Consider the following 25,237-nt stretch of genomic DNA (forward strand, 5'->3'; position numbering starts at 1 on the left):
AACCGGTATCGTCTGTTGGCGCCGTCGACTTGCCGACCGCGGAAACGAACGGCGTGTGAAGTCGTCCTACTCCGGCACGCTCTCCCAAGCGTCGATACGGCGATGTTGTAAGCGCTTCAGGATTATGAAAGGGCTGTGGTCTAGCAGGGGCATCATGGACGACATCGAACTCAACCAAGATCCGGTCGCAACCGCGGAGACCGACACCGGCGTTCCATCGCGTCGTCGCGTGCTGGCGCTCGGAGCGGTGACCGCAGGCATGGTGGTGTCGATTCGCCCGGCGCTCGCGCAGACCGCGGGTTCGGTGTTGAACTGCGAGATTCCGGTGCCCGATCCGGGCCGCGCCGGCAGCTATATTGATGCGAACGGCGGCGTCGTACCGGCGCGTACCAAGGGCGCATTCCCACCCTCGACGCGCGCGTTCAAGGGCGAAGAGGTCAAGCGCGCGATGGCGAGCGGCAGCACGCTGCCCGGCACCGATTCGGACCGCAGCCGCGCGTACGTCAAGTATATCCGCCGGTTGCAGCGCGGCCAGGGCGGCTTCACCTGCTTCGCATCGTTGCAGATGCCGCGCGGCTGAGGCCGTGTCAGGGACGATCTTTCGCGGACCGCCCGACGGAGGCCTGCTGATCGCGCCGCTCGATGAATTCACCGCGGTCTATCACCGCGCATCGGGCATCACGCATTTGCTGACCGAGCCAGCGCCGCAGATATTGGCGGTGTTGGGCGAAGGAGCATCGTCGCTGGACGTCCTCCTGGAGCGACTTGGACGGGACTATGATCTCGATGACGGTACGCGTGAGGCTTTGGCGGCACGGCTTGTAGAACTCGTCGAAGCCGGACTGATCGAGCGGGCATGAGGCACGTTTTTTCCGTCCGCATCGGGCCGGTCGGTTTCCGCATCGGCTCCGACTGGCGCGCGCCTATCGCCGAACTCCAAAGCCTGTACCGCGATTACCCAAAGCCGCACGACGGCGTCCCCGACTTCACCGTCCGCCTGTTCGCGCGCCGGCCTTGGCGACGGTTCATCCGCCCGTCCGTCGAGATCGGTGGCGACTACATGCTCCCCGAAGCTGCACCCTTGCCGCTCCGCCAAGGATTGCTCGCAGCCGAGATGGCGATGAACCTGCAGATGGCCCTAGGTGCCCGCCGCTATCTGCTGCTCCACGCGTCCGCAGTCGAGCGCGATGGTCGTGCCCTGTTGATGACCGGCATCTCGGGCGCAGGTAAATCGACGCTCGCGACCTTGCTGGCGGCGAAGGGCTGGCGGTTCATGGGGGACGAGTTCGCGTTGCTCGATCCCGCGACCGGGGAGATCCACGCGTTCCCGCGATTGATCAGTCTCAAGAACGAAGCGATTGCTGCGGCCGAGTCGGCGTGGCCTGATGCGCGGATGGGGCCGCTGATGCCAGCGACACCGAAAGGTGACATCCGCCACATGGTGCCCGACGCGCGTGCGATCGCGGCGATGGATGTGCCTGCGACGCCGGCACTGCTCGTCTTCCCGCGCTATGGTTTCGAGCCGGAGACGCGACCGGTGCCGCCGGCCGAGGCGTTCGTGCGGATGACGCAGGCCTCGACGAATTACGTCGCGCTGGGCGAGGCCGGCTTTCGCGCTTTGACGGGCCTGATCGCCGACGTCCCTTCGGTCGCGATCGATTATCCGGACGGGGCAAGCGCGATCGAGCAGGTCGAGGCGCTATGGTCCGCGCTGTGAGCGACGCCCGCATCCTCGCCCGCGCGCTCGCCGATCCGGGCAGCGTCGTCGAGTTCGATGCGGAGGGTTGGACCGCACTGCTGACCATGGCGAGAGCGGAGCAGTTGATCGGTACGCTGGCGATGCGTCTCGACGGCCTGCCGATGCCGGATGGCGTGAAGGCGATTCTCGCAGACGCCCGCGCCGCCGCCGAACACGGCCGCCGCGCCGCGCTCTGGGAGGCGGAGATGGCACGGCGAGCGCTCGCCGACGTCGATTGCCCGGTCATCCTGCTGAAGGGCACCGCATTCGTCGCGGCAGGCTTGTCGGCAGGGCAGGGCCGCTCGATCGGCGACCTCGACATTCTCGTCCCGCGTGGATCGATCGATGCGGTCGAGACGGCGCTGCTAGCGGCCGGCTGGGAATGGGTGAAGCCAGACCCATATGACGACGCCTATTACCGCCGCTGGATGCATGAACTGCCACCGCTGATCCACCGCGACCGCGACCGGATGATCGACGTCCACCACACCATCCTGCCACTGACCGCGCGGATCACGCCGGATGCGGCGGCACTGATCGTCGGCAGCGTGCTGCTGGAGAATGGTCTGCGTACGCTTTCCCCCAACGGCATGCTGGTTCATGCCGCAGCGCATTTGTTCGCCGATGGAGATCTCGCCGGTGGTCTCCGCAATCTGTGGGACATCCGCTGTCTGGTCGAGGAGTTCGGCACCGACGGCCTCAACGAGGAGGCACGACGTCACGGTCTTTACCGAGAGGTAACGCGGTCGCTTCGGCTGGTTGAAGTTCTGTTCGGCGAGGGCAGGGCGAGCGGTATCGACCATGCCTATATCCGCCGCGTCACCGCACGCGACGGCTGGGGCAGGCCGACCCGCCCCCTCACGCGCCTCGCCTTCTACGTCCGCTCGCACTGGCTCCGCATGCCGCCGGCGATGCTGGTGCGGCACCTTTGGACGAAGTGGCGCAAGGGCTAGTTCAGGCGCGCGCCACGTCCCCGTCGTATTGCCCAGATGATCAGCAGAACGACGGTGATCGCGCACGTATCGGCGATCCAGTCGAAGATGTCGCAATCGCGGTGCAGCGAAGGGATCGACTGCAGAACTTCGATCAGTGCGCCGAGGAACGACAGCCGCTCGCCGATCCGGGACAGGCGCGCCGTCGGATAGGACAGCGCCGCCAGCACCGCGATCGTCGCGAATGCCAGCATGTGCTCGGCCTTGTCGCCGAACCGGTCGATCGGCATGTGCGGCGGCTTTGGCAGCAGCGCCATCGTGACTGCGAACACCAGTGCCAGGACAAGTGCGATGCGCGTGACAGTGGTCCGGCTCATGCGGCGAGCCTTTCCAGCGTCGGGATCAGTTCGGCGAAGTCGTCGATCACCGCCTCCGCGCCAAGGTCCGCGACCGGTTGCATCAGGAATCCGAAGCTGCACGCGATCGCGGGCAGTCCCGCCGCCTGCGCCGCCTGGATATCGAAGATCGAGTCGCCGACAAAGGCCGCGCGGCCGCCACCGCACAATTTGACCATCTCGCGGATAGGCATCGGCGATGGCTTGGCTTCGGCCAGTGTATCGCCGCCGAGTATGCAGGCGAACCGATCGGTCAGGCCGAGCTCGCTCAGCACGGTTCTTGCGAACCGTTCGATCTTGTTGGTGACGATCCCGAGCGTCACGCCCTTCGCAGCCAAAGCGTCCAGCGCGTCGATCACCCCCGGATACGGCTTTGTCAGCACGCAGATATTCGCCTCGTAATAGGCGAGCAGTTCGGCGTGCAGCGTGTCGAGCATCGGTTCGTCATACCCGCCGGTCGCGGTCAGGCCCTGCTTGAGCATGTGCCGCGCACCGCCACCGATCATCGGCTTGACCTGCTCGACGGTGAGGGGCGGGCGATCGACCGAAGCAAGCGCGTGGTTGACCGCGGCGGCTAGGTCGCCGCTCGTGTCCAGCAACGTGCCGTCGAGGTCAAACCCGACGATATCGAATAAAAAATGCGTCATTGGGTGCGGGCCTGCCAGCGAGACTATGGAATTGGCAAGGCTTTCGTGGCAGCGATCCTTCCATGACGACGCATTCTATCGACCAACCGATTCCAGTCCACCCCATCGCAGTCGTAATCCTCGCCGCTGGCAAGGGTACGCGGATGAAATCTGATCTTCACAAGGTGCTTCATCCGATCGCCGGCCGACCGATGCTGCTGCATCTCGTCGCAAGCGCGGCGGCGTTGCAGCCGGCGAAGACCGTCGTCGTGACGGGGGCAGGGCGTGAACAGGTCGAGGCGGCGGTGGCGCCGCTTGGGATCGCCACTGCGCTCCAGGCGGAACAACTCGGCACCGGTCACGCGGTCGCGCAGGCCCGCGAGGCGCTGGCCGGGTTCGAGGGCGACGTCCTGATCCTCTACGGCGACGTTCCGCTGGTCACCGCCACGACGATGCAGCGGATGATCGACCGGTTGAACGCCGACGACACGCCCGCCGTCGTCGTGCTGGGCTTTCGCCCTGAAAATCCCGGGGCCTATGGTCGCGTCATCGCCGATGCCGCGGGCCGGATGGACCGGATTGTCGAGTATAAGGACGCGTCGGAGGCGGAACGCGCCGTGACGCTGTGCAATTCCGGGCTGATGGCGGTACGATCGACCGATCTGTTCGCGTTGCTCGACCGGCTCGGCAACGACAATGCGGCGGGCGAATATTACCTTACTGATATCGTCGAGCTTGCCGCAGCCGCCGACCGATCGTCCGCGGTCATCGAAACCGGCGCGGACGAGGTCGCCGGCGTCAACAGTCGCGGTGAGCTCGCCAGCGTCGAAGGCGCATGGCAGGCGGCGCGGCGTGCTCAGGCGATGGCCGACGGCGTCACGTTGATCGCGCCCGACACGGTCTGGTTCTCGCACGACACGGTCCTCGGCCGCGACGTCGTGATCGAGCCCAACGTCGTGTTCGGCCCCGGCGCGCGCATCGCCGACGGCGCGACGATCCACGCGTTCAGCCACATCGAGGGCGCCTCGGTCGGCAAGGGCGCGAACGTCGGTCCGTTCGCCCGCCTCCGCCCCGGCGCGGACCTGCGTGCGGATGCCAAGGTCGGCAATTTCGTCGAGGTAAAAAAGGCGATCATCGGCGAAGGGGCGAAAGTCAGCCACCTCACCTATATCGGCGACGCGGACATCGGCGCTGGCGCGAATATTGGCGCGGGGACGATCACCTGCAACTACGACGGTTATTTCAAATACCGCACCGTGATCGGCGAGGGCGCGTTCATCGGTTCGAACTCCGCACTGGTCGCGCCTGTCACGATCGGCGCAGGTGCCATCGTCGCCGCGGGATCGGTCGTGACTCAGGACGTCGAGGCCGATGCGCTGGCACTGGTCCGCCCGCCGCAAATCGCAAGGCCCGGCTGGGCCAGGCGCTTTCGCGACGGCATGATCGCGCGTAAGGCCGCCCAAGCAAGCGGCAAGTAAGACCCGTTCCACGGAGTATGATGTAAATGTGTGGTATCGTTGGAATCCTGAGCGGCGAAGATGTTGCCGGTCGTCTGCTGGATGGCCTGAAGCGGCTCGAATATCGCGGCTATGATTCGGCCGGCATCGCGACCGACAATGACGGCGCGATCGAGCGGCGTCGGGCGTCGGGCAAGCTGGTCAATCTGGCGAACGAACTCGCCGCGCACCCGCTGCCCGGCAAGACCGGTATCGCGCATACGCGTTGGGCGACGCATGGCGGCCCGACGACCAACAACGCGCACCCCCATGCCACTGGCGAGGTCGCGGTTGTCCACAACGGCATCATCGAGAACTTCAAGCCGCTGCGCGACGAACTGATCGCGCGCGGCCGCGTGTTCACCAGCGAGACCGACACCGAAGTCGTCGCGCATCTGGTCAGCGAGAAGATCGAGGCGGGGATGGACCCCGTGTCGGCGGTCCGCGAGATCCTGCCGCGCCTTCACGGTGCGTTCGCGCTCGCCATCCTGTTCCGCCAGCATCCCGATCTCCTGATCGGCGCGCGGCTCGGCTCGCCGCTGGTCGTCGGCCACGGTGAAGGCGAGATGTATCTCGGCTCCGACGCACTGGCGCTCGCCCCGCTGACGCAGCGTATCGCCTACCTCGACGAGGGCGACTGGGTCGTCCTGACCCGCGACGGCGCGCAGGTCTATGACCGCGACAACGCGCCTGTCGAACGCGCGATCACGATCTCGGGGATCACCGGCGACGTGATCTCGAAGGGCAACCACAAGCATTACATGCTGAAGGAAATCTACGAGCAGCCGATCGTCGTGGCTCAGACGCTGCGCTCGTACCTGAAGCGGATGGAAGGCGAGATCACGCTGCCGATCCCCGAGTTCGATCTATCGAGCATCAAACGCGTGACGATCGTCGCGTGCGGGACGAGCTTCTACGCCGGCATGGTCGCCAAATACTGGTTCGAGCAATTCGCGCGCGTCCCCGTCGACCTCGATGTCGCGTCCGAGTTCCGCTACCGAGAGCCGGTGATGGAGGATGGCGGCCTCGCTCTCTTCATCTCGCAGTCGGGCGAGACCGCGGACACGCTCGCGGCGCTGCGCCACGCCAAGGCCGAAGGCCAGAAGATCGCGGTCGTCGTCAACGTGCCGACCAGCACGATGGCGCGCGAGGCCGACCTGCTGTTGCCGACCCATGCGGGGCCTGAAATCGGCGTGGCATCGACCAAGGCGTTCACCTGCCAGCTCGCGGTTCTTGCGGCACTTGCGGCCAATCTGGCGCATGCCAAGGGGCTGCTGACGAAGGATCAGGAGCGCGAGATCGTCCGCCACCTCGCCGAGGCGCCCGCCGCGCTCAACGGCGCGCTCGCGTATGACGAGGCGATCGAGGCGATGGCGCACAAGATCGCCGGCGCGCGCGATGTGCTGTATCTCGGCCGCGGGACCGATTACCCGCTGGCGCTCGAGGGCGCGCTCAAGCTGAAGGAAATCAGCTACATCCACGCCGAGGGCTATGCCGCCGGCGAGATGAAGCACGGCCCGATCGCGCTGATCGACGAGCATGTCCCCGTCATCGTCATCGCGCCCTCGGGCCCGCTGTTCGACAAGACCGTGAGCAACATGCAGGAAGTCATGGCGCGCGGCGGCAAGGTCGTGCTGATCTCGGATTACGACGGCATCCAGGCCGCCGGCGAAGGCTGCATGGCGACCATCACCATGCCCAAGGTCCACCCACTGATCGCGCCTTTGGTGTACGCGGTACCGGTGCAGTTGCTCGCGTATCATGTGGCGGTGCTGAAGGGTACGGACGTCGACCAGCCGCGCAATCTGGCGAAGAGCGTGACGGTCGAGTAACGCGCGGCATGGTTAGGGTTGGTACACCCAACCCCAGACACCACCCCGGCGAAGGCCGGGGCCCAGTTGGGGGACAGTAGTAACGACGGATGGTCCGCTGTTACGACGACCTTTCCAACTGGGCCCCGGCCTTCGCCGGGGTGGTGCTTTCCTCTCAGGTCGAGCAGGCGTTTTCTCCTCGAATCCCAAACCCTCGATTGACTAAGATTGTGCGCCGCGTCACAACTCGCGGCGTCGATGTCGGGCAACCGGCATGGCACCGCGCGGGAGAGCGTTTCCGGTCCTTTCAGGGCTGATGGAACCGCCGAAGGAGCAACCACCCCGGAATCTCTCAGGCACCAGAGACCGCGCAGGAGCAATCGACACTCTGGAAAGCGTCCTGACGTGAGTCGAGGGCCACCGAAGGGGTAAGCGCTGGACATATCCGGCGCGAAAGCTCTCAGGTCCCGTGACAGAGGGGGTTCGGATCGTTGCACCCATTGGTGCCGCGCGCCCCTTCGACGGAGACCGGATATGAGCGACCCAGAACTGCGCGACTACGCCAGCATCATCGACCAGGCGGACGATTACGTCGAGCCCGAGGTCCTGCCATTGCCGCTTGACGCATGGCACAGGGCGCACGGCGCACGCATGGTCGAGTTCGCCGGCTACGAGATGCCGATCCAGTATGAAGGCATCATGGCCGAACACGCCTGGACGCGCGACTCGGCGGGCCTGTTCGACGTCAGCCACATGGGCCAGCTCGTCTTCTCCGGCGAAGGCGTCGCGCACGCGCTCGAAACCGTCCTGCCGGGTGACATCGCAGGGCTCGGCGAGGGCAAGATGCGCTATTCGCTGCTGCTCGCGCAGGACGGCGGCATCCTCGACGACCTGATGGCCACGCGCCTGCCCGACGACCAGCCGTCGCCTTTCTCCGCGGCCGACGTCGAGCCCGAGGCGTACGACCCGCTGCACCCGCCGCCGACCGCAAGCGGCAGCTTCTACGTCGTCGTCAACGGCGCGACCAAGTATGACGACATCAGCTATCTGATCGAGAACCTCCCCGACGACGTCACGATCAATATCCTCGAAGACCAGGCGCTTCTCGCAGTGCAGGGCCCGAAGGCGGTCGAAGCGGTCGCGCGGATCGTCCCCGGCGTCGACGCGCTCGTGTTCATGACCGCCGGCGCGTTCCATTGGAACGACGTACCGCTGTGGATCAGCCGCTCGGGCTATACCGGCGAGGATGGCGTCGAGATCTCGCTCCCCGCCGAGCACGCCGTCGCGTTCGCCGACGCCTTGCTTGCGCTCCCGGAGGTCAAGCCGATCGGCCTCGGCGCACGCGACTCGCTGCGTCTCGAAGCCGGCCTGCCGCTCTACGGCCACGATCTCGATCCCGAGATCACGCCGGTGATGGCCGACCTCGGTTTCGCGCTGTCGAAGCGTCGCCGCGAAGCCGCCGATTTCCCCGGTGCAGAGCGTATCCTCACCCAGCGCGAGCACGGCCCCGCCACCAAGCGCGTCGGCCTGATCGTCGAGGGCCGCCAGCCCGCGCGTGAAGGCGCCGAAGTGATCGACGATACCGGCGCGACGATCGGCCGCCTCACCAGCGGTGGCTTCGCACCCACCCTCGGGAAGCCGATCGCGATGGCCTATGTGCCGCTCGCACTGTCGACGCCCGGCACCCGCATCGAGATCGCGCAACGCGGCAAGGTCCACACCGCCACCGTCACCGCGATGCCCTTCATTCCCCACCGCTACGTCCGCGCAGGAGCCAAGTGATATGAGCCGTTACTTCACGCAGGATCATGAATGGGTCGACGTCGATGGTGATGTCGGCACCGTCGGCATCTCCGAATACGCGCAGAGCCAGCTCGGCGACGTCGTGTTCGTCGACGTGCCCGAAGCCGGCAAGACCTTGTCGAAGGGCGACGAAGCCGCAGTCGTCGAGTCGGTCAAGGCCGCGTCCGACGTGTACTCCCCCGTCTCGGGCACCGTCACTGAGGGCAACGCGGCTTTGACCGACGATTCCAGCCTGGTGAACTCGGATGCCGAAGCCGCGGGCTGGTTCTTCAAGCTGACGCTCAGCGACCCGAGCGAACTCGACAGCCTGATGGACGAAGCCGCCTACGCAGCCTTCGTCGAAGGGCTGTAATTTTTAGAACCCCCTCCCGCTAGCGGGAGGGGGCAGGGGGTGGGCGCGCGCTCTCCTCCAGCGTTCCGCCCGTTTGATGCCGGGCGCCCACCCCCGACCCCTCCCGCATGCGGGAGGGGGGAGTCGATGCCGATGCGCTACCTTCCCCTGACCAAGCCCGACCGCGCGGAAATGCTCGCCGTCATCGGCGCCGCGACCATCGACGACCTCTTCGTCGACGTTCCCGAAGCCGCCCGCCTCGACGGCCCGGTCCGCGACCTGCCAATGCACGCATCCGAAATGGCGGTCGAACGCCACATGTCGGCGCTCGCCAAGAAGAACCTCACCGCGGGCGAAGCACCGTTCTTCCTCGGCTGCGGCGCGTACAAGCATCACGTCCCGGCCTCGGTCGACCACCTGATCCAGCGTGGCGAGTTCCTCACCGCCTACACGCCGTACCAGCCGGAAATCGCGCAGGGCACGCTGCAGATGCTGTTCGAGTTCCAGACGCAGGTTGCGCGTCTGCTCGGCACCGATGTCGCCAACGCCTCGATGTACGACGGCTCGACCGCGTGCTGGGAAGCGATCGTGATGGCCCGGCGCATCACCAAGCGGGGCAAGGCGATCCTGTCGTCGGGTCTCCACCCGCATTACGTCTCGGTCGCGAACACGATGGCCAAGTTCACCGGCGACGTGCTCGACACGACCGCGCCCGAACTGGTCGCCGACATGGACCTCGATCAGCTGATCGCGAAGATCGACGACGATACGTCGTGCGTCGTCGTCCAGTACCCCGATATCCTCGGCCGCATCGCCGACCTGCGCCCGCTCGCGGATGCGTGCCACGCGAAGAAGGCGCTGCTGATCGCCGTCGTCACCGAGCCGGTCGCACTCGGCGCGATCACCTCGCCCGGCGAGATGGACGCGGACATCGTCGTCGGCGAAGGCCAGTCGCTCGGCGTCGGCCTGCAGTTCGGCGGGCCTTATGTCGGCCTGTTCGGGTGCAAGGACAAATACGTCCGCCAGATGCCGGGCCGCCTCTGCGGCGAGACCGTCGACGCGGACGGCCGCCGTGGTTTCGTCCTCACGCTGTCGACCCGCGAGCAGCACATCCGCCGCGAGAAGGCGACGTCGAACATCTGCACCAACTCCGGCCTCTGCGCGCTGGCCTTCTCGATCCATATGACGTTGCTCGGTGAAGCCGGCTTGCGACGCCTTGCAGGGCTGAACCACGCGGGTGCGGTCCACGCCGCGCGTCGACTGGCGAAGGTGCCGGGGGTCGAGCTGCTTAACACGCACTTCTTCAACGAATTCACGCTGAAGCTCCCCGTCGAAGCCCGCCCTGTCGTCCGCACGCTGGCCGAGCGAGGCATCCTCGCGGGCGTATCGCTGGGCCGGCTCTATCCCGGCAATGACGACCTCGCTAACGGACTGGTCGTTGCCGTGACCGAGACGACCACCGCGGAGGACGTCGAAACGCTTGCCACCGCACTCGAGGAGATACTGGCATGAGCATCAACCAGAGCGGCTGGCGCCCTACGGCTCCCGAGGCGAGCACCAGCGGCGTTCCCGCGAGTGTCACCGGCAACAAGGCGCTGATGCTGGAGGAAGCGCTGATCTTCGAGATCGGCGATGCGAAGACGACGGGCGTCGACTTCGGCGAAGGCGACGTCGCGCACGACATGCTCGGCGATCTGACACGCAAGGCGCCGATCGGCCTCCCCGGTCTCTCCGAGCCCGAAACCGTCCGCCACTACACCCGCCTCTCGCGCCAGAACTACGGCATCGACCTCGGCTTCTTCCCGCTCGGCTCGTGCACCATGAAGCACAACCCGCGCCTCAACGAGAAGATGGCGCGACTGCCCGGGTTCTCCGACGTCCACCCGCTCCAGCCAGTCGACACGGTGCAAGGCGCTTTGGAAGTCATCAACCAGCTCGCGCACTGGCTCGTCACGCTCACCGGCATGACCTCGGTCGCGATGAGCCCCAAGGCGGGCGCCCACGGCGAGCTCTGCGGCATCCTCGCGATCCGCGCCGCCCTCGAAGCCAAGGGCGAAGGCGCGCGGAAGATCATTCTCGTCCCCGAGAGCGCGCACGGGACCAACCCCGCCACCGCAGCCTTCGCCGGCTATAGCGTCGAGGATATCCCCGCCACCGCCGAAGGCCGCGTCGACACCGCCGCGCTGAAGGCCCGACTCGGCCCCGACGTCGCCGGCGTGATGATCACCAACCCCAACACCTGCGGCCTGTTCGAGCGCGACATGCGCGAGATCTCCGACGCGGTGCATGCGGCGGGCGGCTTCGTCTATTGCGACGGCGCGAACTTCAACGCGATCGTCGGTCGCGTGCGACCAGGCGATCTCGGCATCGACGCGATGCACATCAACCTGCACAAGACCTTCTCCACGCCCCACGGCGGCGGCGGTCCGGGTTCGGGCCCGGTGGTGTTCTCGGAGGCTCTGACTCCCTACGCACCGCTCCCGTTCGTCGAGAACCAGGACGGCCAGTTCGTCCTCGTCGAGGAGGAAACCGCAGGCGAACACCATGCCGGCAGCTTCGGCCGCATGGTCGCGTTCCACGGCCAGATGGGCATGTTCACGCGCGCACTGACCTACATCCTCAGCCACGGCGCGGACGGGCTGCGCCAGGTGTCGGAGGATGCAGTGCTCAACGCAAACTACATCCTGCGCAGCCTCGACGACACGCTCGACGCGCCGTTCGGCCCGTCAGGTCCGTGCATGCACGAGGCGCTGTTCTCGGACTCCGGCCTCGCCGCCGGCTTCTCGACGATCGACATCGCCAAGGGCCTGATCGACGAGGGCTTCCACCCGATGACGATGTATTTCCCGCTCGTCGTTCACGGCGCGATGCTGGTCGAACCGACCGAGACCGAATCGAAGGCAGCCCTCGACCAGTTCATCGCCGCACTCCGCTCGGTCGCCGAACGCGCCAAGGCCGGCGACCCCAGCCTCAAGACCGCCCCGCACTTCGCCCCCCGCGCCCGCCTCGACGAGACGCTCGCGGCGCGCAAACCGGTGCTGGTCTGGAAAGACCCGGCCCCGCTGGCGCAGGCCGCGGAGTAACGAACCCAGGCAAGCGGCGCCTCGGCACGGCTTCAATCGATTTCTGGAGACGGAGCATCCCTCAAATGCTCCGTCATCCTGACGAAAGTCAGGACCCAGAGCCATGAAGGGTGGCGCCCGTTACTCTGGGTCCTGACTTTCGTCAGGATGACGGTAAGGGTAGCGCGAACCGCTCTTTACTACGTCTGTACTGTCTTCATACTACACCGCTTGGAATGTGGGGCAGGGGCACGCAATGCAGGCGCACGAAGCACAAGGCTGGATCAGCTACGCGATCACCGCGGTCGTCATCGGCATAGTCTTCGCGGTCCGCTGGCGCCGCATGAGTATCGTAAAGCCGCTCAAGCTCGAACGCCTCTGGATCTTCCCAACGCTCTACGCCGCCGTCGCGCTGTACATGTTCGTGATGTACCCGCCGCACGGCTTCGCCTGGCTGTTCTGCGCACTGGCCCTGGTCATGGGCGCAGCACTAGGCTGGCAACGCGGCAAGCTCATGCGGATCACGATCGATCCCGACAGCCACGCACTCAACACGACGTCCTCCCCGGCAGCGGTCCTGTTCATCGTCGCGATCGTCGCAGTCCGCACCGGCGCGCGCGCCGTCATCGGCGACGGCCACGCCCTCCACCTCGACGCCTTCGCCATCACCGACATGCTGGTCGCGCTCGCGCTAGGCCTGTTCACCACCCAACGCATCGAAATGTACCTCCGTGCCAAGCGGATGCTAGAAACGGCACGCGTCCGCTAACCCGCCGCCTGGTAACGATCCTCCCCCGCCAGGGGGAGGTGGCTGGCCCTTGCCAGACGGAGGGGGAGGAAAGGGCAACCTCCGTTCCGTGTCCTCCCCCTCCGACGCCTTCGGCGCCACCTCCCCCTGGCCGGGGAGGATCGAGGGTCTCGCCATCAAGCAATCGCCTGCTCAGTCTCTTCCCGCCGCCGCACATGCTCCCGCCACACGATATACAACCCGCTCGCCACGATAACCGGCGCCCCGACCCAAGTGGCCTCCGCCGGCAGCGTGTCGAACACCAGCCACCCCAGCAACGTCGCCCACAACAGACTCGAATAATCCATCGGCACCACCACCGACACCGGCCCGAGGCGCAACGATGTCGTCATCGCGATCTGCGCCAGCCCGCCAAAGATCCCGACGCTCGCCAGGCACATCCACGCGACCAGATCATGCGACTGCGCCGCCCTTCCATAGAACACAGACAACGGGATCAACGACAGCGCCGAGAACCAGAATACCGTCGTCAGCGCGCTCTCGGTCTTGCCGATCTGCCGCAACAGGATCGACACGCTCGCCGTCCCGAACGCCCCCGCCAGCGCACACCCCGCACCCCATAGCGGAAAGTGATCCCCGCTTCCGGGCTGTGCGACGATCAACACCCCTGCAAAGCCAGTCGCGACCGCCGCCCAGCGATGCCACCCGGTCGGCTCGCGCAACACCAGCGCCCCTAGGATCGTCGCGAACACCGGCACCGTGAACCCGATCGTCGTTGCCTCCGCGAGCGGCAACGCAACGATCCCGTTGAAGGTAAATGCCATCGCCGAAAGCCCCACGATCGCCCGCACGACATGCGCAGGTAACCGCTTGGTCTTGACCGAAGGCAGGCCCGGCCCCGCGACGATCACCGCCGACACCAGCAGACACGCGCCGAACTGCCGGAAGAACAGGATCTCCGACACGCTCGCGCCGTGCCGCTCGGCCAGCTTGATCGCGGTATTCATCAGCGCGAAGATCACGACCGACAGCAACCGCATGCCGATGGCGGGAAGGATACGGTCGGTGGGCATGCGCGACCCCTACGCAAACCACCGCCGCGTCGCCACCCCGCAACTCACACGTGACGAACCCCCGCGCACCCGCTATCCGCACCCCATGATAAAGCGCGCACTCCCCGTCATCCGCGAGGCGGATTTCTCCGCCTGGTACCAGGCCGTCATCTCCGAGGCCGATCTCGCCGAGGAATCCGGCGTCCGCGGCTGCATGGTCATCCGCCCCTGGGGCTATGGCATCTGGGAGCGTATCCAGCGCCTGCTCGACGACCGCATCAAGGCGACCGGACACGAGAACTGCTACTTCCCGCTCTTCATCCCGCTCTCGTATTTCGAGAAGGAGGCCGAGCACGTCGACGGCTTCGCCAAGGAAATGGCCGTGGTCACGCACCACCGCCTCAAGGCCGACGGTTACGGTCGCCTGATCCCAGACCCCGACGCCAAGCTCGAGGAGCCGCTCGTCGTCCGCCCGACCTCCGAGATGGTCATCGGCGCCGCGTTCGCGCGCTGGGTCCAGTCGTGGCGCGACTTGCCCGTCCTGATCAACCAATGGGCCAACGTCGTCCGTTGGGAAATGCGCACCCGCATGTTCCTGCGCACCAGCGAGTTCCTCTGGCAGGAGGGCCACACCGCGCACGCCACCGCCGACGAGGCACGCGACGAGACGCTCAAGATGCTCGAAGTCTATCGCGATTTCGCGGAGGAGTGCCTCGGCGTCCACGTCATCGCCGGCGAGAAGCCTGAGAACGAGCGCTTCCCCGGCGCCGTCGCGACCTACTCCATCGAGGCGATGATGCAGGACGGCAAGGCGCTCCAGGCAGGCACCTCGCACTTCCTCGGCACCAACTTCGCGTCGGCGCAGAACATCCGCTTCCAGAATGCGGGCGGTGAGTTCGAGCTGTGCAACACCACCAGCTGGGGCGTGTCGACGCGGATGATCGGCGCGGTCATCATGGTCCACGGCGACGACGACGGCCTGCGCGTGCCGCCGATGATCGCCCCTTGGCAGGTCGTGATCGTGCCGATGCTGCGCGACGTCCCCGAGGACGCGGCGATCGTCGAATACTGCAAGTCGCTCCAGGCTGAACTCGCCAAGCAGTCCGCGCTTGGGGAACCGGTCCGCGCGCTGCTCGACCTGAAACCCGCCAAGGCCGCGACCAAGCGCTGGGGCTGGGTCAAGAAGGGCGCCCCGATCGTGATCGAGGTCGGCGGCCGCGACATGGCCGGCGGTAACGTCACGGTCATTCGCCGCGATCGCCTCTACCGCGAGGACGGGAAGCTCAACAGCGTCGCCACGCCGCGCGACGCGTTCGTCGGCGAGGTCTCGGGCATGCTGGCCGAAGTGCAGGCGACGCTCCACGTCGAGTCGATGAACCGCGTGAAGGGCAACATTGTCCCGGCGAACGACTTCGCCGCAGTCGAGGCGCATTTTGCCGACGGCGTGAAGAACCCCGGCTGGGTCGATGTCCGCTGGTCGAAGCCGACCGGCGCGGCGCTCGACAAGGTCGTCGAGCGTCTCAAGGCACTTAAGCTGACGATCCGCAACGCGCCGATGGGCCAGACCGGGTGCGATGACGGCGCTTGCATCTTCACCGGCGAACCCGCGGTGGAACGCATCCTGATCGGCCGCGCCTACTAGGCGCTGACAAGCTGGGACCGGCGTCACGTCCAAGGCTGCTTACCGGCGCTGTGCCGGGAGTAGCTCGGATACCCGATGCCATGGAGCAACCGAAACGGACCGGTTTGTCGGCTGTGTCGCCATGCCCCGTCTGCTATCATCGCCTCGGCTTTGGCGCGGTGACATCAGGGGGCGGCTATGGGCGTGACCGGGATCGGCGGCCTCTTCTTTCGGGCAAAGGACCCGGAGGGGATACGCGCATGGTATGTCGAGCATCTCGGTGTCGGCTCGGTGCCCTATGGATCGTGGGAAACGCAGGCCGGACCCAGCGTCTTCGCGCCGTTCGCTGTCGATGCCGACTATTTCCCTGCAGATCGCCCGTGGATGCTCAACCTGCGCGTCGACGATATCGATGTCCTGATCGCGACGCTCCGCGCGGCCGGGATTGCGGTAATCACCAATCCCGAGTGGGACATGCCCGGCTTCGGCCGTTTCGCCCGCATCCACGATCCGGAAGGCAACCCGATCGAACTCTGGCAACCCGAGGGTGCTGCATGAGGACGATAAGCGCTAAGCTGGTTTGACGAACTGCCGGGTTCGTGGCGTACTAGAACTCGACCGGGCGAGCGCCAAGACTTCCCCCCTCCCTGAAAGGGAGGGGCCGGGGGTGGATTGGCGCAATTGAGCCATGACGGTTCGGACGCGCGGAAGCTGACCGACCCCCAACCCCTCCCTTCCAGGGAGGGGGGAACAGGTTGGACAGTCCTCTAACCGGCAGGTTGCTACAGGTCTTTAGCCGAGCTTGGAGCCACCACGCTCCCGTCAGAACAACTCCCCCTGAGGCCCCCGCGGCGCCCGGAACAGGTCGCTCCGCAAAGCCACCCGCTCCCGGTTCAACCCGTGCTTAGCGCACGCAATCCGGAACCGCGTTCCCAGCAGGTCCGCCCAAGGCCCTTGCCCCTGCATCCGCGTGAAGAAGTTCGGATCATTGTCCTTGCCCCCGCGCAGCGACGCGATCGTCGCCATCACCTTCCCTGCGCGATCCGGGAAATGCTCGTCGAGCCACGCGCGGAACAGCGGTGCCACCTCATGCGGCAGCCTGACCGGGATGAAGAACGCCCGCGTCGCCCCAGCCTCCGCCGCCCGCGCGATCAAATGTTCGATCTCATGGTCAGTAATTGCCGGGATGACCGGCGCGATCGAAACGTAGACCGGCACGCCTGCGGCCGCGAGCTTGCGCACCGCCGCCAGCCGTCGCTCGGGATGCGGCGCCCGCGGTTCGACGGTCGAGGCCACCTTCGGATCGAGCGAGGTGATCGACATCGCCACCGCCGCCAGCCCCTTCGCCGCCATCGGCGCGAGCAAGTCGATATCGCGCACCACGCGGTCGGACTTGGTAGTGATCGTCAGCGGATGATCCGTCTCCGCCAACACCTCGATGATGCCGCGCGTAATCCGCCAGTCGGTCTCGATCGGCTGGTAGGGATCGGTGTTCGTCCCCAGCGCCATCGGCGCAACGGCATAGCCCGGCTTCGACAGTTCCGCTCGGAGCAACGTCGCCGCGGAGGGTTTCGCAAAGAGCTTGCTCTCGAAGTCCAGCCCCGGCGACAAATCGTGGAACGCATGGCTCGGTCGCGCGAAGCAATAGATGCAGCCGTGCTCGCAGCCCCGATACGGATTGATCGATCGGTCGAACGGCACGTCGGGCGAGGCATTGCGGCTGATGATCGTCCGCGGTGTCTCGACCGTCACCGTCGTGCGCAGTTTCGGCGCGATCCCGTCGATCCCCTCACGCATGTCGAGCCAGTCGCCGTCGGCTTCGGTTTGCGGCAGGTTGAACCGCCGGCTTTCGCCGTTGAGCGTCGCACCACGAACCGGACGGGCCTGTTTCATCGCGTAATCATATGGGAGCAAAGTGAACATATCAAGAACGAAAACACATCTAACAAATGCGCGGTTCGTTCTTATTGATCTACATCTAATTGAGTTTAAAGACTTTTCGTGACGTGATGGAGTAGGGCAATGAGTGCTCGCAGCATGTCGCGATACCGCGTAGGGCGAGACGATGACGGAACAGATTACCACGGTGGAACGCGCTTTCGAACTGGCGCGCTCGGGCGAATGCGAGTCGGTCAACGCCTTGCGCCAACGGTTACGACGTGAGGGGTATGATGCGGTCCACCTTCACCTTCATGGCGCGTCAATCAATAAGCAGCTTGTCGACCTGATTCACGCGGCGCGGGGCGGGTCCGCGCTAGCGTAGGGCACCGCGGTGCGGTCGGAACGATACTAATATCGCCCGACCGAACCGAGCGGGGTCATTTTTGCGCCAGAATGACTGTCTTTGGCATGTTTAGCCCCGCAGCGGACCATTGTGCGGCCGTTTTGCAGGTCATCTGACTGATCCGCGAACCAGTTATGGCAGGCTCTTTCACGCAATATCGCTGCGTCTTGGCATCGTACTTGAGTACCGTCTTCTGCACGGAACCGGAAGGCGCAGCGAGGATGGGTGCACTGGTCGCGAGGACAGCGACGGCGATGAGGCTCTTAAGGAAGATCGGGGTCATGGCAGCGTCCTTTTGGTTGGTATGAGGCGCCCGGTTAGGGGACCTCGCTACCAATGCATCTGCCGTGCCAGTTATCTAATACAGTGTCACACGTCGGAGAACATACTCAAATCCGGGGATTTTTAGTTAGGCAGAGAGACCATGTTTAAAACTCTCGCGCTGCAAATCGCACCACAATCTGGTGATTAGCGCGGCAATTTGGCGCGGACTGACGTGGGCTAGTTGCTAATGTTGCGTTCGTCCCTGCGACGGGGCGAAAGAAGACGCCCGCGGGGTCTTCGGCGCGAAAAGAATCTAGGACACGAAAGAAGGCAAGGTAACCGCGCGACCGCCGGACAAGCTTCAGCGCTCCAGCAGCCGCGGCATCAGTTCGACGAAGTTGCAGGGGCGGTGGCGGCTGTCGAGCTGGTCGCGAAGGATGCCGTCCCAGCCGTCCTTCACCGCGCCGGTCGAGCCGGGTAGCGCGAATATGTAGGTGCCGTGCGACACGCAGGCGCATGCGCGCGACTGGACCGTCGACGTGCCGATCGTCTGGTAGCTCAGCATCCGGAAGAGCTCGCCGAACCCGGGGATCATCTTCTCCGCGACCTGTTCGACCGCTTCCGGGGTCACGTCGCGCCCGGTCACGCCGGTGCCGCCTGTCGTAATGATGCAGTCGACCTCGGGGTCGCCGATCCACGCGTGCAGGCGCGACACGATCGTCTCGACGTCGTCCTTCTCGATCCGGCGATCGGCGAGAACATGCCCCGCCTCGGTCAGCCGCGCGACCAGCGTATCGCCCGAGCGATCCTCGGCAAGGCCACGCGTATCCGACACCGTCAGCACGGCAATCCGAACCGGCAGGAACGTCCGGCTTTCGTCGATCGGCATGACGCTCAGTCCGCGCGTGTGACAGTGGTGGATTGCGGTCCGATGCTCGCATTGACCGCGACGGTGGCATTCAAGGGTGCCGTGCTGGCACGATATTGCGTGTACGGCTTAGCCGCCATCCGCACCGCAGTCGCACCCGGCAGGCCGGGGAAGCGGGGCCACATGCCTTGCGCCAGTGCATTGCGGCTGGTCGATGCCTTCTTGCCGCCCTGCGCCTCGTACATCCAGTAGTTGCGCAGCACGGTGGTGACGTAGCCGCGCGTCTCCCAATACGGGATGCTCTCGATATACATCAGCGGATCGCCGTTATCGCGAACGATCGCGTTCCAGTCGCCGACCGGGCGCGGACCTGCGTTATACGCCGCGATAACCTTGGGCAGCAGCCCGCCGGTGACGCCCGCCATGTCGCGCAACCGCTCGAGATGGCGCTGGCCGACATCCATGTTGGTGCTGGGCTTGGTCAGCGCTTTCACGTCGATCGAGGTGCCGCGCTCGCGTGCGAAATCGGTCGCGGCGGCGGGCATGATCTGCATCAGGCCATACGCGCCGGCGGGGCTCTTGATCGTGTTGCGGAACCGCGATTCCTCGAGCGTGTGCGCGTAGACCAGCGCCTTGTCGATGTGCCAGCCGCTGTCCGGCGTCCAGTTCGGCGTCGGATAGCGCGCCTCGGCGGTCGACGTGACCCCCTGCGGGCAGTTGTGTGCGAGCCAGACGGTCGTCGCGGGCAGGCTCAGCGCTTCCGCCACCCGGACCAGGTTGGCGAACTCGCGCGGATCGCCGATCTTCGCCTGCTGGCGGATGACGGTATCGGCCAGATCGGTCTCGCCGACCTCGACCAGTGCCGCTGCGACACGGACGTTCGGACGCTTGCCGACGACCTTCCAGTCGCTGGCCACGAGCCCGCCGACCGACGTGCCCTTGTCCTTCATCGCGAGCTGCTGGCGCGCGAGCTGGCCGTAGAAGCTCTCGCCGAACTGCGCCGCCGCCTTCAGCCGAGCTTCGATCTTGTCGGGGCGCGAGCACACCATGTCCGCGCGCGACGCCCAGTACAAAGCCGCCGCGCGCAGATCGACGTCGCCGGCGCGTGCCGCGACACCCTCGAACCCGGTCTCGGCATTCGCGCAGTCATTCTGCCGCCACGCCGACAATGCGCCGACCCAGCGGCCCTGGACGGCCCAGTCGCCGACGCCGTCCTGTGCCTTCGCCGCCATCACGCGCGCGTTCACATCATCGCCTTGGAGGAAATAGATCCACGCGATCTTCTGCTGCCATTCGGTCAGCGCCTCGGGGGTGAGCCCCGGCGTGCTTTCCAGCAACGACTGCGCCTCTCGGCCCATGTCCGCCTTCACATAAGGCTGCATCTTCAGCGCCAGATCGGCCGCGATCATGTCGCCCTGCAGGCTCTTGGCGCGGACCCGACGCGGCGCGCCGTCCTGCCAGATAAGCCGCTGAGCCGCGGGCAGGGGCGGCAGGTCGACCGCGCCGCGGGTCGTCGCAAGGCGCGAGATCTGCGCGGCTTCGGGCAGTTCGGGCGCTTCGTTGAGCAGCGCGACCAGCGGCTCCATCTCGACGCGGGGCGAGCCCTTCGCCGTGTACATCTCGGCGCGCGCGATCGCATGCAGCGGGCCTGGCTTCATCGTGTCGAGCCCGATCTGCGCGTCGGTCCACTTGCCGTCGCGGATTGCCGCGAACACGGTCCTGTAGGCTTCGCGCTGGCCTGCATCGAGCTGGTCGGGGATCTGTTCGATCGTCGGTGCGCCGATCAACTGCGTCGTGCCGAGCCGCGCGTCACCAGCGGGCTCACCGGCAACGGTCGCCGCGAGTGCTGGAAAGGGGAGGGCGCTGAGCCCCAGAACGATAGCCAGAGTCCGAATCATCTCACACCCTCTTGCGACGTCAGTCCGCGCATCAGCATCTGCAAATCCTTCCAGGCCTCGGCCTTGGCCGCGGGCTTCTCGATCAGAAACCGCGGGTGAAAGCTCGCGACCACGCCGGTCTCGCTGGATGCTTCGCCAGACGCCGAACCGGACCCCGTTTCTCCGGTCTTATGGTTAAAGTCGTGTAAACGCCCGCGCGCCGCCTGTAATTCCATCCCGAGGATCGCACGGCTCGCCGCATTGCCCAGCAGCAGCAACCGCTTGGGCGCGACCAACACGATGTGATGCTTGGCGATTTCCGACAGCCGTACCTGGACATCGTTCTGGATACGTCCCGCCATCGGCCGCTTCGCGCAGACCGCCGCGAGATGCACTTCGTCGCGCGTCAGCCCGATCGCACCGAGCATCTTGTCGAGTAACCGTCCCGATGCGCCACTCAGCAAGGCGCCTGCATCGCCGTCGTCCCGGTCCGGGCAATCGACAAGCACCATGACCGTAGCGTCAGCCGGACCTACGGCAGCGAGCGAAACCCCGCTCCAGTCCGCCTCGGGAACCTCCGCGCTGCTCCGCCAGGCCAGGAAATCGGCCAGCAAATGTGGCATCGCGGAGGGTGCCAAGACCGGCGCACCAGGCACTGCGGCGGGTACGACTAGCGGTTCGGGTGCCGCAAACCAGTCGCGCGGGACGTCGTCGACCAGCGTGTCGACGCCAGCCTCGTGCCACCAGTCGAGCGCACTCGCCGCTGTATTTCGCCAGTCGATGGTTTGGTCCGCCCCCACAGGGTAACCTATGCTGCACGGTTGACGTGGCGGTCAACTCGCGCAATCGCCATATTGGACAAGACGGTGCCCGCCCGAGCCCGAACGAAGGGTGGGGCGCAATGCTGAGGCAAGAGGGGACATCCCCCGGGAGACGATGATGACGACACGTGAATCGATGCCGTACGACGTGGTGATCGTCGGCGCTGGCCCGGCCGGTCTCTCGGCAGCGATCCGCCTGAAACAGCTGGCCGCCGAGAAGGACGCCGAGATCAGCGTCTGCGTGCTCGAAAAGGGCTCCGAGGTCGGCGCGCATATCCTGTCGGGCGCGGTCATCGACCCGAAAAGCCTCGACGAGCTATTGCCGAACTGGCGCGAGGACGGCTGCCCGCTTGCCGAAGTGCCGGTGACCGAGAACCATCACTGGATCCTGACCAAGACGAAGAAGAGCGAGATGCCGCACTTCGTCACGCCCTCGTTCATGCACAACAAGGGCACGTACACCGGCTCGCTCGGCAACCTCTGCCGTTGGCTCGCGGGCAAGGCGGAGGAACTCGGCGTCGAGATCTTCCCGGGGTTCGCAGCAGCAGAAATCCTGTTCAACGAGGACGGCTCGGTGAAGGGCGTCGCGACCGGCGACATGGGCGTCGCGCGCGATGGCACGCACAAGGGCGACTACACCCCCGGCCTCGAACTCCACGCGAAGTATACCTTCTTCTCGGAAGGGTGCCGCGGGCACCTGACGAAGGAACTGATCCGCACATTCGCGCTCGACAAGGACAGCGATCCGCAGGTCTACGGGCTCGGCATCAAGGAATTGTGGGACATCGATCCCGAACTCCACGTCCCCGGCCGCGTCATCCATACGCAGGGCTGGCCGCTGTCCGAGACCGACGGCTCGAACGGCGGCGGCTGGATTTATCACCAGGCGAACGGCCAGGTCTCGATCGGCTTCGTCACGTGGCTGAATTACACCAACCCGTATCTCTCGCCGTTCAGCGAGATGCAGCGCTGGAAGACGCATCCCGAGATCGCCGCGCTGCTGAAGGGCGCCAAGCGAGTCAGCTACGGCGCGCGCGCGATCAGCGACGGCGGGCTCCAGTCGATCCCCAAGCTCGTGATGCCGGGCGCGGCGCTGATCGGCGACAGTGCCGGTTTCCTCAACGTGCCGCGGATCAAGGGCACGCATACCGCGATGAAGTCGGGCATGATGGCCGCCGAGGCCGCGGTCGAGGCGATCGTCTCGCAGCGCGGCCATGACGAACTCGCCGCCTATCCCGAGGCGTTCGAGAAATCGTGGGTGAAGAAGGAGTTGTCGGTCGTCCGCAACGTCGTGCCGCTGGTCAAGAAGTTCGGTGACCTCGTTGGTTCGGGCCTCGCCGGCATCACAATGTGGGCGGAGCATCTGGGGATCAAGATGCCCTTCACGATGCACCACCACCCCGACAACGAGAGCCTGTGGCGCAAGGATCTGGTCAAGCCGATCGTGTATCCGAAGCCCGACGGCGTCCTCACCTTCGACCGCCTCTCCTCCGTCTTCGTCTCGAACACCAACCACGAGGAGGACCAGCCGGTCCACCTGACGCTCAAGGATGCGAGCGTGCCGATCGAATACAACCTGCCGATGTATGACGAGCCCGCGCAACGCTATTGCCCGGCCGGCGTTTACGAAGTCGTCGGCGAGGACACCGCCGATCCGAAGTTCGTCATCAACGCGCAGAACTGCGTCCACTGCAAGACCTGCGATATCAAGGACCCCACCCAGAACATCAACTGGGTCGTACCCGAGGGCGGCGGAGGCCCCAATTATCCCAACATGTAAGCGTCTGTTCCTCGCACTAAGTCTCGCCGTGGCGGCACCCGCCACGGCGGCGCCGGCGGACCTTTCCGCCTATCTGAAGGCCCGTGCCGCCGATGCTGCCGGCGAGACGGGTCTGGCCGCCGCCAGCTATGCCAAGGTGCTGGCAGCATCGCCCGACGATCCTGTCGTCGCGATCCGCGCCTATCGCGAGGCGTTGGAGGCGGGTGACATGCCGCTCGCCACCCGCGCCGTCGCGGTGCTGAACAAGGCCGGCGTAGCCCCCGCCGACGCCGCGCTGATCCCGCTGGCCGATGCCGCACGCCGCAACGATCCGAAGGCAGCCAGCACTGCGATCGCCACGTTGTCGAGTGGTCCGCTAGTAGTCCTCGCGCCCTCGCTCTACGCGTGGGTCGCGCATGCTGAGGGCCGCGATCCCGAACCCTCGCTCGCCACCGCTGCGAAGGACCCCGTCGCCAACCGCTTCGCCACCGAAACGCGTGCGCTGATCGCCGCGGAACCGCGCAGGCAACCGCTGTCGATCGGCGTCTCGCGCCTACTCGCCCGCCTCGCCAGCGACCTCAGCGCAGGCGAACCCTCGCCGCTGTCGATCGCGCTCACCCAAGCCGCCCTGCGCGCCGACCCGAGTTACGACGCAGCGCGCGTCCTCCTCGCCGACGCGCTCGCCCGCAACAAGCTGGTCGACCGCGCGCTCGTCGTGCTCGACGGCGTCGACGCCAAGAGCCCCTCCGCCCCGGCCGCCGCCGCCGAACGCATCGACATCCTCGCCACCGCCGACCGCAATGGCGAAGCGCTCGCCGCCGCCAAGAACCGCGTCGACCAAAAGGGTTCGGCGCCCGCCGACTGGCAACGCTACGCCGACCTCCTGCTGACCACCGGCAACCCCGCCGAGGCCGCGACCTGGTACCAGCGCATCATGGCCGCCGACGGCGCGAAGGGCGGCAGCTGGGGCAACTGGCTGCAATATGGCGGCGCGCTCGACCAGGCCGGCCGCTGGCCCGAAGCGCGCGATGCACTGGAAAAGGCCGTCGCCCGCGGCCCCGCGCAACCGCTCGCACTCAACTATCTCGGTTTCGCGCAGGTCGAGCACGGCGACGACATCCCCGCCTCGATCAAGCTGCTCGAACGTGCCAGCCGGATCGACCCGACCAACGCGTCAATCACCGACTCGCTTGGCTGGGCCTATCACCTCGCCGGCAACACCGCCCGAGCGCTCCCCCTGCTCGAAACCGCCGCGCAGGCCGAACCCACCAACGCCGAAATCGCTGACCACCTCGGCGACGCCTATTGGAGCACCGGTCGAAACTACGAAGCGCGCTACGCCTGGCGCGCCGCCTTGCTGACCGCCGAACCCGCAGACACGGCGCGCATAACCGCCAAGATCGCCAACGGCCTCCCGCCGAAAGCCCGCCGCTGAAACCCCTCCTCTCCCACCGGAAGAGGGAAGGGACCCGCAGCCGCGGGGAGGGCAAGGCGAGTTGACGGCAAAGGGGCCGCTTCGCGAGATCACAACGAATTCTGAGTGGCGGACGAGCCGCGGAAGTGATCGTGACAACGCCCGCAACTGGCGAGGTGTGCGGCATCCCCTCCCGTCATCCTGACGAAAGTCAGGATCCAGAGCCAAGGACGACACCAATCGTTACCCTGGATCCTGACTTTCGTCAGGATGACGCGCTTAAACCCGCAGACATCACGCGTATTACGCTAAGCCGCGCTGGACCCCTTCGCCGC

At 66.1% G+C, this 25,237-nt stretch carries 23 protein-coding genes and 1 riboswitch; of the genes, 15 read left to right on the forward strand and 8 right to left on the reverse strand.

All coding sequences use genetic code 11. The features are described 5' to 3' along the window. Positions 1-154 precede the first annotated feature (154 nt). From AC1ME3_RS11630 to AC1ME3_RS11645, 4 genes are read left to right on the forward strand one after another with little or no spacing between them, the layout of a single operon-like run. A complete protein-coding gene (locus AC1ME3_RS11630) occupies positions 155-580 on the forward strand; it encodes a hypothetical protein (RefSeq protein ID WP_253070870.1) in 426 nt (141 codons plus the stop codon). A 4-nt stretch (positions 581-584) separates the two neighbouring features. Then, positions 585-860, forward strand: a complete 276-nt coding sequence (locus AC1ME3_RS11635) for an HPr-rel-A system PqqD family peptide chaperone (protein ID WP_480953279.1) — start codon at positions 585-587, stop codon at positions 858-860. Next, entirely contained in the window at positions 857-1,717 is an 861-nt protein-coding gene (locus tag AC1ME3_RS11640; protein ID WP_480953280.1) for an HprK-related kinase A, read from the forward strand. The genes AC1ME3_RS11635 and AC1ME3_RS11640 overlap by 4 nt, the downstream gene beginning before the upstream one ends. Next, a complete protein-coding gene (locus tag AC1ME3_RS11645) occupies positions 1,702-2,691 on the forward strand; it encodes a nucleotidyltransferase domain-containing protein (protein ID WP_480953281.1) in 990 nt (329 codons plus the stop codon). The genes AC1ME3_RS11640 and AC1ME3_RS11645 overlap by 16 nt, the downstream gene beginning before the upstream one ends. On the opposite strand, the gene AC1ME3_RS11650 is transcribed toward AC1ME3_RS11645, so the two are convergent. Together AC1ME3_RS11650 and gph are read right to left on the reverse strand one after the other, a co-directional pair. Next, positions 2,688-3,047: a VanZ family protein gene (locus AC1ME3_RS11650; protein ID WP_480953282.1), complete on the reverse strand. Its 360-nt coding sequence runs from the start codon at positions 3,045-3,047 to the stop codon at positions 2,688-2,690. The two genes, AC1ME3_RS11645 and AC1ME3_RS11650, sit on opposite strands and share 4 nt — an antisense overlap. Beyond that, positions 3,044-3,712 carry a phosphoglycolate phosphatase gene (gene gph, locus AC1ME3_RS11655; RefSeq protein ID WP_480953283.1) on the reverse strand — a complete coding sequence of 223 codons (669 nt, stop codon included), beginning with the start codon at positions 3,710-3,712 and terminating at the stop codon, positions 3,044-3,046. Before gph ends, AC1ME3_RS11650 begins: the two co-directional genes overlap by 4 nt. A gap of 62 nt (positions 3,713-3,774) precedes the next feature. Between gph and glmU the strand changes: the two genes are divergently transcribed. From glmU to AC1ME3_RS11690, 7 genes are all read left to right on the forward strand, one after another. Continuing rightward, a complete protein-coding gene (gene glmU, locus AC1ME3_RS11660; protein ID WP_480953284.1) occupies positions 3,775-5,169 on the forward strand; it encodes a bifunctional UDP-N-acetylglucosamine diphosphorylase/glucosamine-1-phosphate N-acetyltransferase GlmU in 1,395 nt (464 codons plus the stop codon). A 26-nt stretch (positions 5,170-5,195) separates the two neighbouring features. Further along, positions 5,196-7,019, forward strand: a complete 1,824-nt coding sequence (gene glmS, locus AC1ME3_RS11665) for a glutamine--fructose-6-phosphate transaminase (isomerizing) (protein WP_480953285.1) — start codon at positions 5,196-5,198, stop codon at positions 7,017-7,019. 254 nt (positions 7,020-7,273) lie between these two features. After that, a riboswitch (glycine riboswitch) is annotated at positions 7,274-7,377 on the forward strand. A 155-nt stretch (positions 7,378-7,532) separates the two neighbouring features. Continuing rightward, positions 7,533-8,780 carry a glycine cleavage system aminomethyltransferase GcvT gene (gcvT, locus tag AC1ME3_RS11670; protein WP_480953286.1) on the forward strand — a complete coding sequence of 416 codons (1,248 nt, stop codon included), beginning with the start codon at positions 7,533-7,535 and terminating at the stop codon, positions 8,778-8,780. 1 nt (position 8,781) lies between these two features. Continuing rightward, positions 8,782-9,153, forward strand: a complete 372-nt coding sequence (gcvH, locus tag AC1ME3_RS11675; RefSeq protein WP_132735659.1) for a glycine cleavage system protein GcvH — start codon at positions 8,782-8,784, stop codon at positions 9,151-9,153. A gap of 132 nt (positions 9,154-9,285) precedes the next feature. Next, positions 9,286-10,644 carry an aminomethyl-transferring glycine dehydrogenase subunit GcvPA gene (gcvPA, locus tag AC1ME3_RS11680; protein ID WP_480953287.1) on the forward strand — a complete coding sequence of 453 codons (1,359 nt, stop codon included), beginning with the start codon at positions 9,286-9,288 and terminating at the stop codon, positions 10,642-10,644. After that, the gene (gene gcvPB, locus AC1ME3_RS11685) at positions 10,641-12,215 is read left to right on the forward strand and encodes an aminomethyl-transferring glycine dehydrogenase subunit GcvPB (RefSeq protein ID WP_480953288.1); all 1,575 of its coding nucleotides are present in this window, start codon (positions 10,641-10,643) and stop codon (positions 12,213-12,215) included. Before gcvPA ends, gcvPB begins: the two co-directional genes overlap by 4 nt. Positions 12,216-12,450: 235 nt before the next feature. Continuing rightward, positions 12,451-12,963 (forward strand): CcdC protein domain-containing protein, encoded by a 513-nt coding sequence (locus AC1ME3_RS11690; RefSeq protein WP_480953289.1) that lies wholly within the window; start codon positions 12,451-12,453, stop codon positions 12,961-12,963. Positions 12,964-13,118: 155 nt separating this feature from the next. On the opposite strand, the gene AC1ME3_RS11695 is transcribed toward AC1ME3_RS11690, so the two are convergent. After that, a complete protein-coding gene (locus AC1ME3_RS11695) occupies positions 13,119-14,015 on the reverse strand; it encodes a DMT family transporter (RefSeq protein WP_480953290.1) in 897 nt (298 codons plus the stop codon). Positions 14,016-14,100: 85 nt separating this feature from the next. Between AC1ME3_RS11695 and AC1ME3_RS11700 the strand changes: the two genes are divergently transcribed. After that, a complete protein-coding gene (locus AC1ME3_RS11700; protein ID WP_480955820.1) occupies positions 14,101-15,636 on the forward strand; it encodes an aminoacyl--tRNA ligase-related protein in 1,536 nt (511 codons plus the stop codon). A gap of 177 nt (positions 15,637-15,813) precedes the next feature. After that, on the forward strand, positions 15,814-16,173 hold the full coding sequence (locus AC1ME3_RS11705; RefSeq protein ID WP_480953291.1) for a VOC family protein: 360 nt from the start codon (positions 15,814-15,816) through the stop codon (positions 16,171-16,173). 264 nt (positions 16,174-16,437) lie between these two features. Here the strand turns inward: AC1ME3_RS11705 and AC1ME3_RS11710 are convergent, their stop codons facing one another. From AC1ME3_RS11710 to AC1ME3_RS11730, 5 genes are all read right to left on the reverse strand, one after another. Then, a complete protein-coding gene (locus AC1ME3_RS11710; protein ID WP_480953292.1) occupies positions 16,438-17,508 on the reverse strand; it encodes a PA0069 family radical SAM protein in 1,071 nt (356 codons plus the stop codon). 425 nt (positions 17,509-17,933) lie between these two features. Further along, positions 17,934-18,182 carry a hypothetical protein gene (locus tag AC1ME3_RS11715; protein ID WP_480953293.1) on the reverse strand — a complete coding sequence of 83 codons (249 nt, stop codon included), beginning with the start codon at positions 18,180-18,182 and terminating at the stop codon, positions 17,934-17,936. A gap of 342 nt (positions 18,183-18,524) precedes the next feature. Then, on the reverse strand, positions 18,525-19,052 hold the full coding sequence (gene moaB, locus AC1ME3_RS11720; RefSeq protein WP_056057366.1) for a molybdenum cofactor biosynthesis protein B: 528 nt from the start codon (positions 19,050-19,052) through the stop codon (positions 18,525-18,527). Between the two features lie 5 nt (positions 19,053-19,057). Next, positions 19,058-20,929: a lytic transglycosylase domain-containing protein gene (locus tag AC1ME3_RS11725; RefSeq protein ID WP_480953294.1), complete on the reverse strand. Its 1,872-nt coding sequence runs from the start codon at positions 20,927-20,929 to the stop codon at positions 19,058-19,060. Continuing rightward, positions 20,926-21,708 carry a uracil-DNA glycosylase gene (locus tag AC1ME3_RS11730; protein ID WP_480953295.1) on the reverse strand — a complete coding sequence of 261 codons (783 nt, stop codon included), beginning with the start codon at positions 21,706-21,708 and terminating at the stop codon, positions 20,926-20,928. Before AC1ME3_RS11730 ends, AC1ME3_RS11725 begins: the two co-directional genes overlap by 4 nt. Positions 21,709-21,847: 139 nt before the next feature. Here AC1ME3_RS11730 and AC1ME3_RS11735 point away from each other — a divergent pair, with 139 nt between their 5' ends. Together AC1ME3_RS11735 and AC1ME3_RS11740 are read left to right on the forward strand one after the other, a co-directional pair. Beyond that, complete coding sequence (locus AC1ME3_RS11735; protein ID WP_480955821.1) at positions 21,848-23,509, forward strand: electron transfer flavoprotein-ubiquinone oxidoreductase; 1,662 nt, start codon at positions 21,848-21,850, stop codon at positions 23,507-23,509. A 28-nt stretch (positions 23,510-23,537) separates the two neighbouring features. After that, entirely contained in the window at positions 23,538-24,923 is a 1,386-nt protein-coding gene (locus AC1ME3_RS11740; RefSeq protein ID WP_480953296.1) for a tetratricopeptide repeat protein, read from the forward strand. Positions 24,924-25,237 lie beyond the last annotated feature (314 nt).

Source organism: Sphingomonas sp. BL2 (genome assembly GCF_056680015.1).

Coding starts and splice junctions, on each gene's coding strand:
- gph (WP_480953283.1), bottom strand. CDS start 3,712: ATGACGCATTTTTTATTCGATATCGTCGGGTTTGACCTCGACGGCACG.
- AC1ME3_RS11710 (WP_480953292.1), bottom strand. CDS start 17,508: ATGAAACAGGCCCGTCCGGTTCGTGGTGCGACGCTCAACGGCGAAAGC.
- gcvPB (WP_480953288.1), top strand. CDS start 10,641: ATGAGCATCAACCAGAGCGGCTGGCGCCCTACGGCTCCCGAGGCGAGC.
- AC1ME3_RS11700 (WP_480955820.1), top strand. CDS start 14,101: ATGATAAAGCGCGCACTCCCCGTCATCCGCGAGGCGGATTTCTCCGCC.
- AC1ME3_RS11650 (WP_480953282.1), bottom strand. CDS start 3,047: ATGAGCCGGACCACTGTCACGCGCATCGCACTTGTCCTGGCACTGGTG.
- AC1ME3_RS11735 (WP_480955821.1), top strand. CDS start 21,848: ATGACGACACGTGAATCGATGCCGTACGACGTGGTGATCGTCGGCGCT.
- AC1ME3_RS11640 (WP_480953280.1), top strand. CDS start 857: ATGAGGCACGTTTTTTCCGTCCGCATCGGGCCGGTCGGTTTCCGCATC.
- glmS (WP_480953285.1), top strand. CDS start 5,196: ATGTGTGGTATCGTTGGAATCCTGAGCGGCGAAGATGTTGCCGGTCGT.
- AC1ME3_RS11695 (WP_480953290.1), bottom strand. CDS start 14,015: ATGCCCACCGACCGTATCCTTCCCGCCATCGGCATGCGGTTGCTGTCG.
- gcvH (WP_132735659.1), top strand. CDS start 8,782: ATGAGCCGTTACTTCACGCAGGATCATGAATGGGTCGACGTCGATGGT.
- AC1ME3_RS11725 (WP_480953294.1), bottom strand. CDS start 20,929: ATGATTCGGACTCTGGCTATCGTTCTGGGGCTCAGCGCCCTCCCCTTT.
- glmU (WP_480953284.1), top strand. CDS start 3,775: ATGACGACGCATTCTATCGACCAACCGATTCCAGTCCACCCCATCGCA.
- AC1ME3_RS11705 (WP_480953291.1), top strand. CDS start 15,814: ATGGGCGTGACCGGGATCGGCGGCCTCTTCTTTCGGGCAAAGGACCCG.
- AC1ME3_RS11630 (WP_253070870.1), top strand. CDS start 155: ATGGACGACATCGAACTCAACCAAGATCCGGTCGCAACCGCGGAGACC.
- gcvT (WP_480953286.1), top strand. CDS start 7,533: ATGAGCGACCCAGAACTGCGCGACTACGCCAGCATCATCGACCAGGCG.
- gcvPA (WP_480953287.1), top strand. CDS start 9,286: ATGCGCTACCTTCCCCTGACCAAGCCCGACCGCGCGGAAATGCTCGCC.
- AC1ME3_RS11690 (WP_480953289.1), top strand. CDS start 12,451: ATGCAGGCGCACGAAGCACAAGGCTGGATCAGCTACGCGATCACCGCG.
- AC1ME3_RS11715 (WP_480953293.1), bottom strand. CDS start 18,182: ATGACCCCGATCTTCCTTAAGAGCCTCATCGCCGTCGCTGTCCTCGCG.
- AC1ME3_RS11645 (WP_480953281.1), top strand. CDS start 1,702: ATGGTCCGCGCTGTGAGCGACGCCCGCATCCTCGCCCGCGCGCTCGCC.
- moaB (WP_056057366.1), bottom strand. CDS start 19,052: ATGCCGATCGACGAAAGCCGGACGTTCCTGCCGGTTCGGATTGCCGTG.